The organism is Confluentibacter citreus (assembly GCF_002807055.1).
Taxonomy (GTDB): domain Bacteria; phylum Bacteroidota; class Bacteroidia; order Flavobacteriales; family Flavobacteriaceae; genus Confluentibacter; species Confluentibacter citreus.
Genome location: NZ_NIXN01000001.1, coordinates 1,055,786 through 1,071,249, shown reverse-complemented (window position 1 = coordinate 1,071,249; position 15,464 = coordinate 1,055,786). Strand labels below are relative to the sequence as shown.

The 15,464-nt window shown below is 35.2% G+C and carries 14 protein-coding genes; 2 read left to right on the top strand and 12 right to left on the bottom strand.

Annotated features, from left to right (window positions below; genetic code table 11):
• Positions 1–3: 3 nt before the first annotated feature.
• The 11 genes from CDH49_RS04655 to mraZ all read right to left on the bottom strand — a co-directional run bounded on the left by CDH49_RS04655 (position 4) and on the right by mraZ (position 12,195).
• The gene (locus CDH49_RS04655; RefSeq protein ID WP_317044370.1) at positions 4–696 is read right to left on the bottom strand and encodes a cell division protein FtsQ/DivIB; all 693 of its coding nucleotides are present in this window, start codon (positions 694–696) and stop codon (positions 4–6) included.
• 16 nt (positions 697–712) lie between these two features.
• Entirely contained in the window at positions 713–2,065 is a 1,353-nt protein-coding gene (murC, locus tag CDH49_RS04650; protein WP_100614212.1) for a UDP-N-acetylmuramate--L-alanine ligase, read from the bottom strand.
• Positions 2,062–3,171, bottom strand: coding sequence for an undecaprenyldiphospho-muramoylpentapeptide beta-N-acetylglucosaminyltransferase (gene murG, locus CDH49_RS04645; RefSeq protein ID WP_100614211.1), 1,110 nt, complete (start codon positions 3,169–3,171; stop codon positions 2,062–2,064). Before murG ends, murC begins: the two co-directional genes overlap by 4 nt.
• Before the next feature lie 6 nt (positions 3,172–3,177).
• Entirely contained in the window at positions 3,178–4,374 is a 1,197-nt protein-coding gene (locus CDH49_RS04640; RefSeq protein ID WP_100614210.1) for an FtsW/RodA/SpoVE family cell cycle protein, read from the bottom strand.
• A gap of 3 nt (positions 4,375–4,377) precedes the next feature.
• A complete protein-coding gene (murD, locus tag CDH49_RS04635; RefSeq protein WP_100614209.1) occupies positions 4,378–5,715 on the bottom strand; it encodes a UDP-N-acetylmuramoyl-L-alanine--D-glutamate ligase in 1,338 nt (445 codons plus the stop codon).
• A 63-nt stretch (positions 5,716–5,778) separates the two neighbouring features.
• Positions 5,779–7,020, bottom strand: coding sequence for a phospho-N-acetylmuramoyl-pentapeptide-transferase (gene mraY, locus CDH49_RS04630; protein ID WP_100614208.1), 1,242 nt, complete (start codon positions 7,018–7,020; stop codon positions 5,779–5,781).
• Positions 7,021–8,484: a UDP-N-acetylmuramoyl-L-alanyl-D-glutamate--2,6-diaminopimelate ligase gene (locus CDH49_RS04625; protein ID WP_100614207.1), complete on the bottom strand. Its 1,464-nt coding sequence runs from the start codon at positions 8,482–8,484 to the stop codon at positions 7,021–7,023.
• On the bottom strand, positions 8,481–10,436 hold the full coding sequence (locus CDH49_RS04620) for a penicillin-binding protein (protein WP_100614206.1): 1,956 nt from the start codon (positions 10,434–10,436) through the stop codon (positions 8,481–8,483). Before CDH49_RS04620 ends, CDH49_RS04625 begins: the two co-directional genes overlap by 4 nt.
• A gap of 64 nt (positions 10,437–10,500) precedes the next feature.
• The gene (locus CDH49_RS04615) at positions 10,501–10,818 is read right to left on the bottom strand and encodes an FtsL-like putative cell division protein (RefSeq protein WP_100614205.1); all 318 of its coding nucleotides are present in this window, start codon (positions 10,816–10,818) and stop codon (positions 10,501–10,503) included.
• Between the two features lie 23 nt (positions 10,819–10,841).
• The gene (gene rsmH / locus CDH49_RS04610) at positions 10,842–11,738 is read right to left on the bottom strand and encodes a 16S rRNA (cytosine(1402)-N(4))-methyltransferase RsmH (protein ID WP_100614204.1); all 897 of its coding nucleotides are present in this window, start codon (positions 11,736–11,738) and stop codon (positions 10,842–10,844) included.
• Complete coding sequence (mraZ, locus tag CDH49_RS04605) at positions 11,725–12,195, bottom strand: division/cell wall cluster transcriptional repressor MraZ (RefSeq protein ID WP_100610063.1); 471 nt, start codon at positions 12,193–12,195, stop codon at positions 11,725–11,727. Before mraZ ends, rsmH begins: the two co-directional genes overlap by 14 nt.
• A 292-nt stretch (positions 12,196–12,487) precedes the next feature.
• On the opposite strand from mraZ, the gene CDH49_RS04600 reads away from it, so the two are divergent.
• Entirely contained in the window at positions 12,488–13,252 is a 765-nt protein-coding gene (locus CDH49_RS04600; RefSeq protein WP_100614203.1) for an alpha/beta fold hydrolase, read from the top strand.
• Between the two features lie 50 nt (positions 13,253–13,302).
• Positions 13,303–13,908, top strand: a complete 606-nt coding sequence (gene yihA, locus CDH49_RS04595) for a ribosome biogenesis GTP-binding protein YihA/YsxC (RefSeq protein WP_100614202.1) — start codon at positions 13,303–13,305, stop codon at positions 13,906–13,908.
• 76 nt (positions 13,909–13,984) lie between these two features.
• Here the strand turns inward: yihA and CDH49_RS04590 are convergent, their stop codons facing one another.
• Positions 13,985–15,409 (bottom strand): carboxylesterase/lipase family protein, encoded by a 1,425-nt coding sequence (locus tag CDH49_RS04590; protein ID WP_100614201.1) that lies wholly within the window; start codon positions 15,407–15,409, stop codon positions 13,985–13,987.
• Positions 15,410–15,464: the final 55 nt, after the last annotated feature.

Genomic DNA, 15,464 nt, shown 5'->3' with positions numbered 1-15,464 from the left:
AGTCTACGTTTTGGTACATACTACCTGATTATCAAATTGTAAATTAACTTTACTGTAATTATTAAGTGTTTTTTCTTTTAAACTCTTTTGGTAAAATGCTTTTAGGTTATTTACTTTTTTATCCAGAAAATCAACACTGCCCAATTGAACTAAAAAATGGCATTGCCTTAATTTTAAATAAATAACTTTATTCTCATCTTGATGAATTTCAACAACATTCTTTTTTAAAAACTCGTCACTTTCAATTTTACTTGCAACAGTAAATACATTTTTTAAATTATTTTTTTCAACATATCCTGTAACAAGGGGCACTCTGGACGAATAATTTGATGACAATGGCATATAAAAACCTTCGTCATCAATATAATACGACGCATTCGTACTCACTCTAGCAATTGGTCTTTTTTGTTCGATTTCAGCGGTAAGTGTACCATTTACAGCAACATACACTTCAGCCGATTTAATCATTGGGTTAGAATTCAGGGCGCGCTCTAATACATTCAAATCTAAAGTTTCTTTAGGCATATTTTTTACATCGCCATAATTTTGTATTAACAATTTACTAACAGTTTCGTAGGTGATAAAAAGATTGTTATCCCCAACAAATTGTATGTTAGGTTGTGATACTTTTCTAACGGCATTTCTACTGGATGCAAAGGCATACAAGAAAACCACTAAACCTAGCAGCACTATCATTTTTATGTAATTCCAATTAACTCGCAACGCTTAATTCTTTTTTAATTTGTTTTACTTCTTCGCCGATATCACCTGCTCCAATAGTTAAAATCACTTGGGCATTACTTTCCTTTATTTTAGAAATTAGTTCAGCTTTACTTACTAATTTTTTATTTTTATTTTCTATTTTGCTTAATAACCATGCCGAGGTTACACCTTCAATTGGAAGTTCTCTAGCGGGATAAATATCCAATAACAAGACCTCATCAAACTGGGATAGGCTTTTGGCAAAATCATCAATAAAATCCCTCGTTCTACTGTATAAATGTGGTTGAAAAATGGCTACAACTTTTTTATTAGGATACATTTCCCTAACCGCTTGGTGTACAGCATTAATTTCCTCTGGATGATGCGCATAATCATCAATATAAACCAGATTTTCTGTTTTTATTTGATATGTAAATCGTCTTTTAACCCCTTTATAAGATACTAAAGCTTTGATGAGTTGTTGGTGTGGGCAACCATATTCTAACGACATCGCCAAGGCTATTAATGCATTCGACAAATTATGCCTACCGGGCAGGTTAAATTTTAAATTTTCAAGCACAGATTTTGGTGTCTTCACATCAAAAACATACGTGCCATTTTCTATTTTTATATTTTGAATGGTATAATCTGAATCGTCTTCAATACCATACGTAATTCCTTTTATGGGCAATCCGTTTTTAACAAATAATTTTCCATGTTCCTTAACTCGTTTTGAAAAAGCAACGAACGATTCCTTTAAGGCTTCAGCATTTCCATAAATATCCAAATGATCGGCATCCATCGATGTGATGCACGCCATATTGGGCGACAAGGTTAAAAACGAACGATCAAATTCATCTGCTTCAACAACCGAAACCTCTGTGCCATTCAAAATTAAATTGGAATTATAATTTTCACTGATGCCTCCTAAAAAAGCAGTTAGCGGCACATTACATTCCTTCATTAAATGCCCAAGAATACTTGTTGTAGTTGTTTTACCATGTGTGCCAGCAACGGCTAAACAAAATGTGTTTTCGGTGATTAACCCTAATATTTGGGACCGTTTTAAAACATGAAAACCGTTATTTATAAAATAGTTTAATTCTGAATGGCCTTTAGGAATGGCGGGTGTATAAACCACTAAAGTGGTCTCTGGATTTAAAAATGATAATTCAATAGCTTCAACAGCATCTTCAAAATGAATTTGGATACCTAAATCTGTTAAATCATTTGTAATATCCGTTGGTGTTTTATCATAACCACCAACTTGTTTATTATTCGCTTTAAAATATCTAGCAAGCGCACTCATGCCTATGCCGCCTATGCCTATAAAATAAACGCTATGTATGTTGTTTAAATTCATTTCTGTCCTTCTAGTAACTTTACAACCTCATCTGCAATTTCATTTGTTGAATTTACCAATGCTAACTTTTTTATATTGGCCCCTAATTGCTTTTGCTTCTCTGCAGATGCTATAAGCTGAGAAAATTTATTTTCAAAATCGGCATCTAAATCTTCTTCTTTAATAATCATGGCTGCATTCTTATCTACAATGGCCATGGCATTTTTTGTTTGATGGTCTTCAGCAACATTCGGGGATGGTATGAATATGACTGGCTTACCCACCACACATAATTCTGATACCGAAATAGCTCCCGCTCTAGAAATCACGATATCTGCCGCAGCATAAGCGAAATCCATATTATTTAAAAATTCATATACCTGAACATCTTTGGTATGGCTATAAATTTTATATTGTTGATAATAAAGCTTACCACATTGCCAAATAACCTGAACATTTTGCGTGCTTAAAAAATCCAATTTACTTTCTATCAATTGATTGATTCGTCTGGCACCTAAACTTCCCCCTAGAACCAAAAGGGTATATTTACCATGCTTTAAATTGAAAAAGTTTTTAGCTTCCACTGTTTTAGAATCCACATCCAATAATCCTTTACGCAAAGGATTACCAGTTATTATGATTTTATCTTTCGGGAAAAAACGCTCCAGTCCTTCATATGCCACACATATTTTATTCACTTTTTTTCCTAATAGTTTATTGGTGATTCCTGGGTATGAATTTTGCTCTTGAATAAGCGTTGGTATTTTTTTGGAAGCTGCAACATTTAATAATGGTCCACTAGCAAAACCACCTGTTCCAATAACCACATCTGGCTTAAACTCATTTATTATACTTCTAGCTTTAACTAAACTACTAATCAATTTGAAAGGAAAAATCAGATTTTTAATCGTTAGCTTTCGCTGAATGCCCGATATCCACAGCCCTTTAATGTTATAACCCGCGTGTGGCACTTTTTCCATTTCCATTCTATCTTGGGCGCCAACAAATAAAAACTCTGCATTAGGAAAACGAGATTTTAATTCGTTAGCAATGGCAATGGCTGGGTATATGTGACCACCAGTACCGCCTCCTGAGAGAATAATTTTATATGTTTTGTTCTTTGTCATGTATTATTAAATTGTTTCCGATAGAATTTCCAACGGATTCTCTTCCATATATTCTTGTTCCTTAATTTCTTCTCTTTTTGCACTTACACTTAGAATGATGCCTATTGCCAAACAAGTCATCCAAATGGATGTTCCTCCACTACTTATCAATGGAAGCGTTTGTCCTGTTACAGGAAATAACTCTACCGCAACTCCCATATTTATTAATGCTTGAAAAATAATGGGTAAGCCTACCCCTAAAACTAAAAGTTTGCCAAATACCGTATCAGATTTTTGTGCCACAATAACTATTCTGAACAATAACCACAGATATAACACTACTAAACCAACACCCCCAATTAATCCATATTCTTCAATGATGATTGCGAAAATGAAATCGGATGACGATTGTGGCAAAAAATTCTTCTGAATACTTTTCCCGGGCCCCAACCCTTGAATACCTCCTGAAGCAATGGCTATTTTTGCTTTTTCAATTTGATAATCGGCTTCGGTGACTTCATCATTAGCATAGTTTAAAATCCTATTTTCCCAAGTTGTTACTTTAACGTTTAGCGGCCCTGTTGTTAATTTAGCCGCCATAATAAAGATTACTAAAGCAACCATTCCAGAACCTATAATAATTCCTAAATAACGGATGGGGTAGCCTCCAATAAACACCAATATTGATACCATTAAAAATATAATAGCTGCTGTAGAAAAGTTAGATGGCAATATCAATGCTAACACTAAAAAAACGGGAGTCCAAAGCGGAATGATCGTTGACTTAAAAGTTATTTCCTTGTCCTTTATTTTAGACATATAACGCGCTACATACACCATAAGAACTACCAATGCAAACGTGGATGTTTGAAACGACATACCAACAATTGGTATTTGAATCCATCTACTGGCACTCGCACCCCCCATGACAGTTCCTTGCATCATTGTAATAACTAGTAAAACCAACACAACTGGCATCATAACCAAAGATAACCCTCTAAAATATCGATAGGGAATTTTATGAACACCATACATAATCCCGAATCCTAAAAAAAGATGCATAAAATGTTTTACAAAAAAGACAAACGTATTGCCTTCCCCTCTATCGTAAGCCAAGTCACTTGAAGCACTGTAAACAGGTAAAAAGGATAAAATTGCCAACAAAGCAACGATGGCCCAAATAAGCCTGTCTCCTTTTATATTTTCAAATAGTGCTTTTAACATTTTTTATAAATTTCTAACGGCGTTTTTAAATTGACGTCCTCTATCTTCGTAATTTTCAAACAAATCGAAACTGGCACAAGCTGGCGATAACAAAACGGTATCGCCAGCCTCGGCTATTTTGTATGCTATTTTTACAGCTTCACTCATAAATTGTGTTTCCACAATAATATCAACCATATTGCCAAAAGTGTTAAAAAGCTTTTCATTATCAACACCCAAACAAATGATGGCTTTTACTTTTTCATTAACAAACGGGAACAATTCTTCATAATTATTACCTTTATCAACACCTCCAACAATCCAAACCGTCGGTGAATCCATACTTTCTAAAGCATAGTAAGTAGAATTAACATTGGTAGCTTTAGAATCGTTGATGTATTGCACTTTATTAATTTTCAACACATGTTCCAACCGATGCTCTACACCTTGAAAATTTTCCAAACATTCCCGAATGGTTTGTTTTCTTATTTTCAATAAATGTGCAGCTGTTGATGCAGCCATGGCGTTTTTAATATTGTGCTTACCCTCTAATGCTAGGTTTGTTGTTGACATAATTATTTGGTTATTGTCTATTGTTATTATTATGTTATTATCTTTTAAATACGCGCCATTTTCAATAGTCTTTGTTAATGAAAAAGGCAATAATTTTGATTGAATTGGGTGTTCTTTTAAATGATTGTTTATGATTTCATCATCAGCATCATAAATCAAGTAATCATCTTTGGTTTGATTCATGATTATCCTGAATTTAGAAGCTATATAATTCTCGAACTTATAATCATATCTATCTAAATGATCGGGTGTTATATTAGTTATTACTGCGATGTGTGGTTTAAAATCCACAATATCATCTAACTGAAAGCTGCTAATCTCCAACACATAGTTTGGATAATCGTTCTCCAGAATCTGTTTTGCAAAACTGTCGCCAATATTACCTGCCAAACCTACTTCCAACTCTTGCTTTAAAATATGGTGCGTCAGGGTTGCTGTAGTTGTTTTACCATTGCTTCCCGTTATGCCTATAATTGTTGCATTGGTATATTTTGCTGCAAATTCAATTTCAGAAACCACAAGAATCCCTTTTTCACGAATGGTCTTTACCAAAGGTGCTTTATCAGGAATTCCTGGGCTTTTCATAACGATGTTTGCATTCAGTATTTTTCCTTCAGAATGCTTTTCTTCTTCCCATTCAATCTCATTATGTATAAGAACTTCTTTATATTTTTCTTTAATTTTTCCCTTATCGGACACAAAAACGTCAAAGCCTTTTTCCTTTCCCAAAAGTGCTGTTCCAACACCGCTTTCGCCTCCTCCTAATATGACTAATCTTTGTTTTGCCACGAATTCACCAATTTTTTTTTATCTGCTTTTATAGATTCCTGCTTTCGCAGGAACGACAAAACTTTATCTAATTTTCAATGTCACAATAGATATAATAGCTAGTAAAATACCGACAATCCAAAAACGAGTGACTATTTTACTTTCATGATATCCTGATTTTTGATAGTGATGGTGCAACGGTGACATTTTAAAAATGCGTCGCCCTTCTCCAAATTTTCTTTTGGTGTATTTAAAATAGCTTACTTGCATAACCACCGATAGATTTTCTGCTAAAAAAATACCGCACAGTACAGGAATCAGCCATTCTTTTCTAACAGCAATAGCTATAACTGCAATGATACCACCAATGGTTAAACTCCCTGTATCTCCCATAAACACTTGCGCAGGATAAGCGTTATACCATAGAAAGCCAATAAGTGCACCCACAAAAGCTGCTATGTAAATGGTTATTTCCTCTACTCTTGGGATGTACATGATATTCAAATAATCGGAAAAAATAATGTTACCCGATACCCAGGCAAAAATTCCCAAAGTGAGCACTATGATGGCTGATGTTCCTGCGGCCAAGCCATCAATACCATCTGTTAGGTTTGCTCCGTTTGATACAGCCGTAATAATGAAAATGGAGATGATAATGAATATGACCCAGCCATAATCATCTAATCTCGGGCTTATCCAAGTGATGATATCGGCATAATCAAATTCATTTCCTTTAACAAATGGAATGGTTGTTTTAGTTGACTTTTCTTCTACTTCAAAGAATTCAGAAGCCGAGACATTTGGGTTTGCCGCAAGTATTTGCCGTTGTACCTCAACAGGCAATTTCTCTTTAATGGTGACATTGGGATTAAAATACAAGGTTGCTCCCACAATAATTCCCAAGCCTACTTGTCCTAATATTTTGAACTTCCCTTTTAATCCTTCTTTATCGTTTTTAAATTTTTTAATATAATCATCTATAAAACCAATAGTTCCCATCCAAAGCGTTGTAACTACCAACAAAATGATATACGTGTTGTCTAATTTTGCTAACAAAAACACAGGAATTAGCGTGGATAAAATGATGATAATACCACCCATTGTTGGTGTTCCCGCCTTTTCTTTTTGACCTTCAAGACCTAAATCCCTAATGGTTTCACCCAATTGTTTTCTTTGTAAAAAATTAATAATCCGTTTACCATAAATAGTAGAAATAAGCAATGATAAAATCATAGCAAGCGCCGCCCTAAAGGTTAAATAACCAAAAAGCGTTGCTCCAGGTACCTGGAATTGCTTTTCTAAATAATCAAATAAGTAATACAGCATTTATTTTTGTAATTGTTTTAAAAATTCTTGCACGGTTTTATAATCATCAAAATCGAAACGCTCGCCTTTAATTTCTTGATAGGTTTCATGGCCTTTGCCCGCAATTAATATAATATCGTTAGGCTGCGCCATTTGACAGGCTGTTTTAATGGCCTGACTTCTATCTGTAATGGAAAGGGCTTTCTTAAAATGTTGTGGCTCTACTCCTTGTTCTATCTCTTTAATGATGGCCTCTGGTTCTTCACTTCTTGGATTATCACTAGTGAAAATGACCTTGGTGCTTAATGCCGAAGCTATTTGCCCCATAATAGGACGTTTGGTTTTATCCCTATCGCCACCACAACCAACAACCGTTATTAATTCTTCGTTATTCGTGCGAATGCTGTTAATCGTTTCCAATACATTTTTTAAGGCATCAGGCGTATGGGCGTAATCGACAATAGCTGTTATTTTTTCACCTGAAATAAAATATTGAAACCGCCCACTAACACTTTCCAAACCACTTATTAACCGAAGAATTTCAACTTTTTCAAGTCCCAATAATTCAGCTGTCGCATATATAGCCAACACATTGTAAGCATTAAAGTTGCCGATAAGGCGAGTCCAAACTTCACTTTCATTCAACTTCAGCAATAAACCGCCTAATTGATTCTCTAAAATTTGAGCTTTATAATCCGCATAGCTTTTTAAGGCATAGGTGTATTTTCTAGCTTTGGTGTTTTGAAGCATGACCAAGCCATTTTTATCATCAATATTTACAAGCGCAAACGCTTTAGCAGGAAGTACATCAAAAAACGATTTTTTAACGTCTCTGTATTCAGCAAATGTGTTGTGATAATCCAAATGATCGTGGGTTAAGTTGGTAAAAATGCCGCCTTCAAAATGCAACCCTTCAGTTCGGTGTTGATGGATACCGTGTGAACTGACTTCCATAAAACAAAATTCCACACCTGCCTCATTCATTTCCTGTAAATACTTATTAATCGTTAAAGAATCTGGCGTGGTATGAGTTGCTTTATATTCTTTGTTATCTACTAATATTTTTACTGTTGAAAGCAAGCCTACTTTATATCCAGCATTTTTAAATAATTGGTATAACAAGGTTGCTATGGTTGTTTTACCATTCGTACCAGTAACACCTACCAATTTTAAATTCCCTGATGGTTCTTCATAAAAATTTGAAGCCATAATAGCCAAAGCTTTACTGGAACTATCAACTTCCACATAGGTAACACCATTTACTAATTCGTCTGGCAAGTTTTCACAGATCACAGCTACCGCACCTTGCTTAATGGCTGAATCGATATACTTATGTCCGTCAGCAACACTACCTTTAATCGCAACAAACACATCATTTTCAGCTATATTTTTTGAGTTGAAATCAATAGTACGAATCTCAACGCTTGTGTTACCTACCACAGCGTTTAGAGTGACTTTATATAAGATGTCTTTTAGTGCTATCATGATACCTCTAAAACAACGGTTTGATTTTTATTTACTTTTTGCCCTGATGTAAGTGACTGCTTTTTAACAATTCCAGAACCAGTTAACTGTACTTTAAGCCCCATGTTTTCCAATAATGAAATGGCATCCATTGCTGGCAAACCAACCACATTTGGCATGATGGTTTTATATGTTTGTGCCGCTGCATAATAGTTTTCAAATTCATCTTCCACAGAGGCATTTTTCACCTCCAAAGATTCCACCTCATCAACAATAGGCGTATCTATAAATATTTTTTGAGCTATTTTTTTGAATACGGGCCCAGACACATCAGCTCCATAATAGCCAATACTTTTATCTGGTTCATGAATGACTACAATGCAAGAATATTTGGGATTGTCAGCAGGAAAGAACCCAGCAAAAGATGAGATATAACTTAACTTATCCTTCTTCGCATAATCTTTTTGGCAAGTTCCTGTTTTACCGGCCATAGAAAAATTCTCTGAATACAATCGATGCCCTGTTCCATGGTCTTTTTCAACGACATTTTTAAGTAATTGTGTCACTTTTGCAACAGTTTCCTCAGAACAAATTTGTTTATTGATAACCTCTTTTTTAAATGGCACTATGGTTTTATCGAACTCCTTAACTTCCTTTAAAAATTGTGGCCTTACCATTTCACCTCCATTAGCAATGGCATTGTAAAAGGTTAATGTTTGCAAAGGAGTAAATGATACTCCATAACCATAAGCCATCCATTGCAGTGCAATACCACTCCAACGTCCATTTTTAATCCTTGGATCTGGAATGATTGGTTTAGGCTCTCCTATAAAAGGGATACCTAAACTATTATTTAAATTCATGGCATATAGTCTGTCAACAAATTTTGCAGGTTGATTTCGGTATGCTTTATCAATGGCTTTTACAATTCCTGTGTTGGATGACAATTCGAAAGCTTCAGAGAGAGTGATTTTACCATAGCCACGGTTATTTGAATCATTAACAGGATATCCATAATAATAAACAGTTCCTTTCTCGGTATCAACCACATCACTGGTATCTACTACTTTATCTTCTAAAGCCGCCGTAAGTGCCATAAGTTTGAATGTAGAACCCGATTCGTGGCTTTCGCCTATGGCATAATTCCGCCGTTCATAATAATAGCCATCACTATTTCTCCCTAAATTTGAAATGGCCCGAATTTCCCCTGTTTTGGTTTCCATAACCACCACGCAACCATGATCTGCTTTATACTTTTCTAATTGTTCCAAAAGTGCATGATGCGCAATGTCTTGTATGTTTATGTTTATGGTAGTATATACATCATAGCCATCTTGTGGCTCAATTTCGTTAGCATCACTAATAGGCTTCCATTGGCCTTTACCAATTTGTTGTTTAGCTCTGCGTCCATCTTTCCCTCTTAAATATTGTACGCCATAAGCACCATCTATCCCTGCCCTAGTTACATTTCCTTCATCATCAAACCGTTCATAGCCAATAGAACGCTGTGCAATACCACCCATAGGATGTTCTCGTTTTGTGGTTTGCTCTACAACTAGACCACCTCTAAACGCACCAAGGTTTAATAATGGAAAATTTCTGATACGGATATAATCTGAATAACTAATATTTCTAGCTAATAAAAAATACCTACTCTTATTGGCTCTAGCTTTTCTAAGTTCATTTTTATAATATGCTGAAGGCTTGCCTGAATATTTAGAAAGCGAATCGCTTAATGGATTCAAATAGGTTTCGAAATTTTTAGCAGATGGCGTTATAGCATCAAAACGGATGTCGTACTTAGGAATTGAGGTTGCCAGCAAATTCCCGTCCACTGAATATAAATTCCCTCTGTTCGATGGAATCACAAAATCCTTTACGATGCGCTGACTGGCCAATGCCCTATATTTATCACCATCGACAAATTGAATGTTTACTAATTTAAAAACAACACCAAGTCCGAAGATGAACATACATCCTGCTATAAAATACAATCGGTTTAATATGTTCTTTTCGTTTATTGCCAACTTTTGAACTTTAATTTTGGGATTTAACTTTTATTTTTTTTGGTGGAATCACAGATTGAGATAGGCCTTTTTCTTTCATTTTATTAGCGATCTCTGACTCCATTTTCAACCGCATCAATTTCGACCTGCCATCTACAAAAGCCGAACGCATTTCTTTTGCTTCATTGTTCAACCGAGCAATCTTATACACCTTTTTATCAGCACTGTGGGAACTTGCAATCATAATTAGTGCTAAACCCGAAATAAAAATGATAAAACGCCAATTCTTAAAAGAGTCATCATTAACTAGAAATGTTCCTTTTAATATGCTATAGATGTTTTTTTTCATTCGCACTATAAAACTTAGACGTATTATAATTTTTCAGCAATACGAAGTTTGGCACTTCTAGCTCTGTTATTATTTTTTATTTCTTCTTTTGAGGGCACCATTAAGCAATTTATTTTTTTTAATGGCACTTCAAATTTCCCAAATACATCACGATCTGGCTCTCCTTCAAACAAGCCGTTTCTTATAAACCGTTTTACCAATCTATCTTCTAAAGAGTGGTAAGAAATAAGACTTAACCGTCCTCCAGGATTTAACAAGTCTGGCGTTTGTTCTAAAAACTCTTTTAAAGCCTCTATTTCCTGATTTACCTCAATTCTAATCGCCTGATAAATTTGAGCCAACACTTTATTCTCATTTTTTGGCGGTAAAAACTTTTTAAGAACGTCTTTAAGTTGGGTACTCGTTACTATTTTTTCCGTAGTTCTATGTTCCACAATAAGTTTTGCCATAGCGGGCGCAGCTCTTAACTCACCATATTGCCAAAAAACTTGTTTCAGCTTCTGCTCTTCGTAATCATTGATCACATTATAAGCTGACAACGTGTTTTTTTGATTCATCCTCATATCTAAATCTGCTTCAAAACGGGTTGAAAATCCGCGTTCCGCCACATCAAATTGATGAGATGAAACCCCAAAATCAGCTAAAATACCATCCACTTTATTGACTCTATAAAACTTCAGAAACCGTTTTATGTATCTAAAATTTTCATGTATCAGTTTAAATCTACTGTCGTCTATCGTATTTTTAAGAGCGTCTTCGTCTTGATCAAAAGCAAATAATCGTCCATGCTCGCCAAGCCGTTTTAATATTTCCTTGCTATGTCCGCCACCACCAAAAGTGACATCTACATAGATACCATCTTCTTTAATGTTTAACCCATCAACGGTTTCTTTAAGTAAAACAGGGTTATGATATTCCATGATCGTCATCATCTTGTCCCATTACTTCTTCAGCTAAATCAGCGAAATCTCCAGTCGCATCGTCAATAGCTTGTTCATACTTGTCTTTATCCCAAATCTCAATAATGTTTATTGAAGGTGAAATCACAACATCTTTTGTTATACCAGCGAAAACCGTTAGGTCTTTAGGGATGAGCAAACGCCCATTCGCATCAATCTCAACAATTTTAGCACCAGCACTGAATCGACGGATAAAATCGTTGTTCTTTTTTTTAAACTTGTTCAGCTTGTTCATTTTCTGCATTAAAAGTTGCCATTCTTCCATGGGATACAACTCTAAACACGGCTGAAAAACCGACCGCCTAAGTACAAATCCGTTTTCTAAAATAGACGACAATTGCTTTTTAATGCCAGAAGGCAACATAAGTCGCCCTTTGATATCTACTTTACAATCGTATGTACCTATTAATGAATTCAAACCGTTTCTTTTCCTTTTTAGGGTTTAAGTTTCAAATATATCGAAAATTTTACCACATTTTACCACTTTACCCCACTTTGTTAATAATTTTTATGTTAACCTTCTTTTTACCGATATAAATAAGCCCAAAACACCACTATGCTCTTTAGTGTCAATTTATTAGATTATTAATTTTTTTTACTGAAATCAATTGTTAATATCTCTTTGAAGTATTTTTTTGAGAATCAATTAAACTTGTTGAAATATGAATGAAATAACTATATTTGTTTTTTAACGAAAAGGACTAAATATTTTGACGCATCGTTTAAAAAAAGAAAAAAATTACAGCTATATTGAAGCTGGAGAAGGCACTCCCATAATTGTTTTACACGGCCTTATGGGTGGTTTAAGTAATTTTGATTCTGTTATAAAATTTTTTAGCACAAAAGGCTATCAAGTTATTATACCCGAATTGCCTATTTATACTCAATCTTTGCTAAAAACCAATGTAAAAAGCTTTGCCAAATACTTACATGACTTTATTGAATTCAAAGGATTCAACAAAGTCATTTTATTAGGGAATTCATTAGGAGGCCACATTGGACTATATCATACAAAATTATATCCAGAAAAAGTAAAAGCTCTTATAATCACAGGAAGTTCAGGGCTTTACGAAAGCGCAATGGGTGGTGGCTATACTAAAAGAAGCGATTATGAGGTTATAAAAAAGAAAGCCCAAAATGTCTTTTATGATCCTGCTATAGCCACAAAAGAAATTGTTGATGAAGTTTACGAAACCGTAAATGACAGAAATAAATTGATCAAAACTTTAGCCATTGCCAAAAGTGCCATAAGGCATAATATGGCTAAAGATTTACCCAAAATGACAATTCCCACCTGTATCATTTGGGGGAAAAATGATAATGTAACACCTCCTGAAGTTGCCGAAGAATTTCACGGTTTGTTACCAGATTCGGACTTATTTTGGATAGACAAATGTGGGCATGCCGCCATGATGGAACATCCTGATGAATTTAACCAAATTCTTGATGGTTGGTTGCAAAAAAGAGGGTATTAAAAAATCTAAAATTTAGATAACCTCAACTACCAAACACAAATTATATAATCATGGATATTAAATCTGCTGAATTTGTTATTAGCAACTCTGATGTTGCCAAATGCCCAAAGGCGTTGCTGCCCGAATACGCATTTATTGGCAGAAGTAATGTGGGCAAATCGTCGCTAATAAACATGCTTACCAACAAAAAGAGTTTAGCAAAAACGTCTGGCAGACCCGGAAAAACACAATTAATAAATCACTTTTTAATTAATAAAAACTGGCATTTGGTTGACTTACCTGGCTATGGTTATGCGCGTGTTTCCAAGTCGTCTAAAAAAACATTTCAAAAATTTATTACCCAATATTTTGGTTTGCGGGAACAATTGGTATCTGCCTTTGTCTTGGTTGATATCAGGCACGAGCCCCAAACAATTGATTTAGAATTTATGCAATGGCTTGGCGAAAACGGTGTTCCATTTTCTATTATTTTCACTAAAGCCGACAAACTAAAACCACAAGCAATTGAAAACCATGTAGTCGCCTATAAAACGATTTTATTGGAAACTTGGGAAGACATGCCCAATTACTTTATAACCTCCGCAACGAATGATATAGGCAAAGATGCTGTTTTAAATTATATTGATTCGCTGAATGGAAATATGAAACTCCATTAAATTTTGAATTACTTAAAATAAATGAAGGTGATACTTTTTGTGGGTATAACCTTCATTCTTTTTTTTATTAATTATATTACCTTCTTAACTTATTTCCTTTAAATTCTGGAGTCGCTGACATTTTTAAGTCCGCTTTATCACTATTTGCATCCAATATCATAAATTCAGGATTTTCTTTGGTATAAGGTTTCCATGCTCCACTGTCTTTACCATTTGGGTCTCCAAACTTGGCAAAATTAGTCCAGTAATCTACTATTTGATTACTTAATGCCTCATCGCCTGCAGTAAAAGGTCTCCAACTGTGCTTTAAAGAATGGAATACATACCATAAATCGGCTGAGTGGAAAGCGCCACTTTCGTCTCCCGGTAATTGGCGTTGAAATAAATAAGCATAAGTAGGTTTGCTACTTTGTTCTGCTCTTAAAGCAGCAAAATCATTTACTGGCTTGGTCATATCGCTTAAATCATTAGAAGTAAAACCAATCATATAAGGGATGTCTGGTATATTTTTAGCCAATGCTTCATCAGAAAATGTATTATTTAAGAAATAGCCATCAATAACGGGGCTCCAACCAACACGGGTTTTTGTGGTATCAGCATATTTTTGCGACATTTCTATAAGTTCATCAAAAGACAACTTACGCATGTCGTCCAACGTTGTTTTTTCAAAAAAGTCCATTAATTTTTTGTTATTCACTTGAGCTGTATCAAGAGGCGTACCTGGTCTAGAACCTAAACCACCACCACTCATACTAATCGCTTTACTTATTAAGTTTTTAGACTGAGGTGACGCACATAACGACTGTACACTTCCTGCACCTGCACTCTGACCAAATATGGTTATGTTATTTGGATCGCCGCCAAACTGTGCAATATTTTTATTAATCCATTTTAATGCCGCAGCCTGATCCATAAGTCCATAATTGCCAGATACCCCATTCGGACTTTCAGCCGATAAAAGTGGATGCGAAAAAAATCCCATAACACCAAGACGATACGTAACAGTTACTAGAATTACACCACGAGATGCCCAGTCTTCGCCTCCATCCATTTCTGGTTCAAAAGCAAAACCTTCACGGTATCCACCGCCATGTATCCACATCGCCACCGGAAGTTTCTCATCCAATTTACCTGCAGCTGGTGTCCAAACATTTAGATAAAGACAATCCTCACTAAATGGCACAGAACCGCTAGCTTGCCATTCTTTGCCATAAAAACTTTCAGGATCCCATGTGAGTTGTGAAGCGGCATCGCCATAAGCATCTGCTACTTTCACGCCCTCCCATGGAAGAATAGGTTGAGGTTCTTTCCAACGCAAATCACCTACTGGGGGCGCAGCAAACGGAATTCCCTTGTAGGCAACAATACCTTCGGTTGGTGTTGGCACGCCTTGAATTTGACCGCCTTCAATAGTTAATACAGGATTTGGATCAGTTTTTTCCTTGCATGAAACAAATGCCAATGATAAAACTGTTAAAAAAAGGAACACTGATTTTTTCATAATAGTTAGATTAGTTTAAAATTGTGGTCAATCAAATATAATAATAAACAAAAGA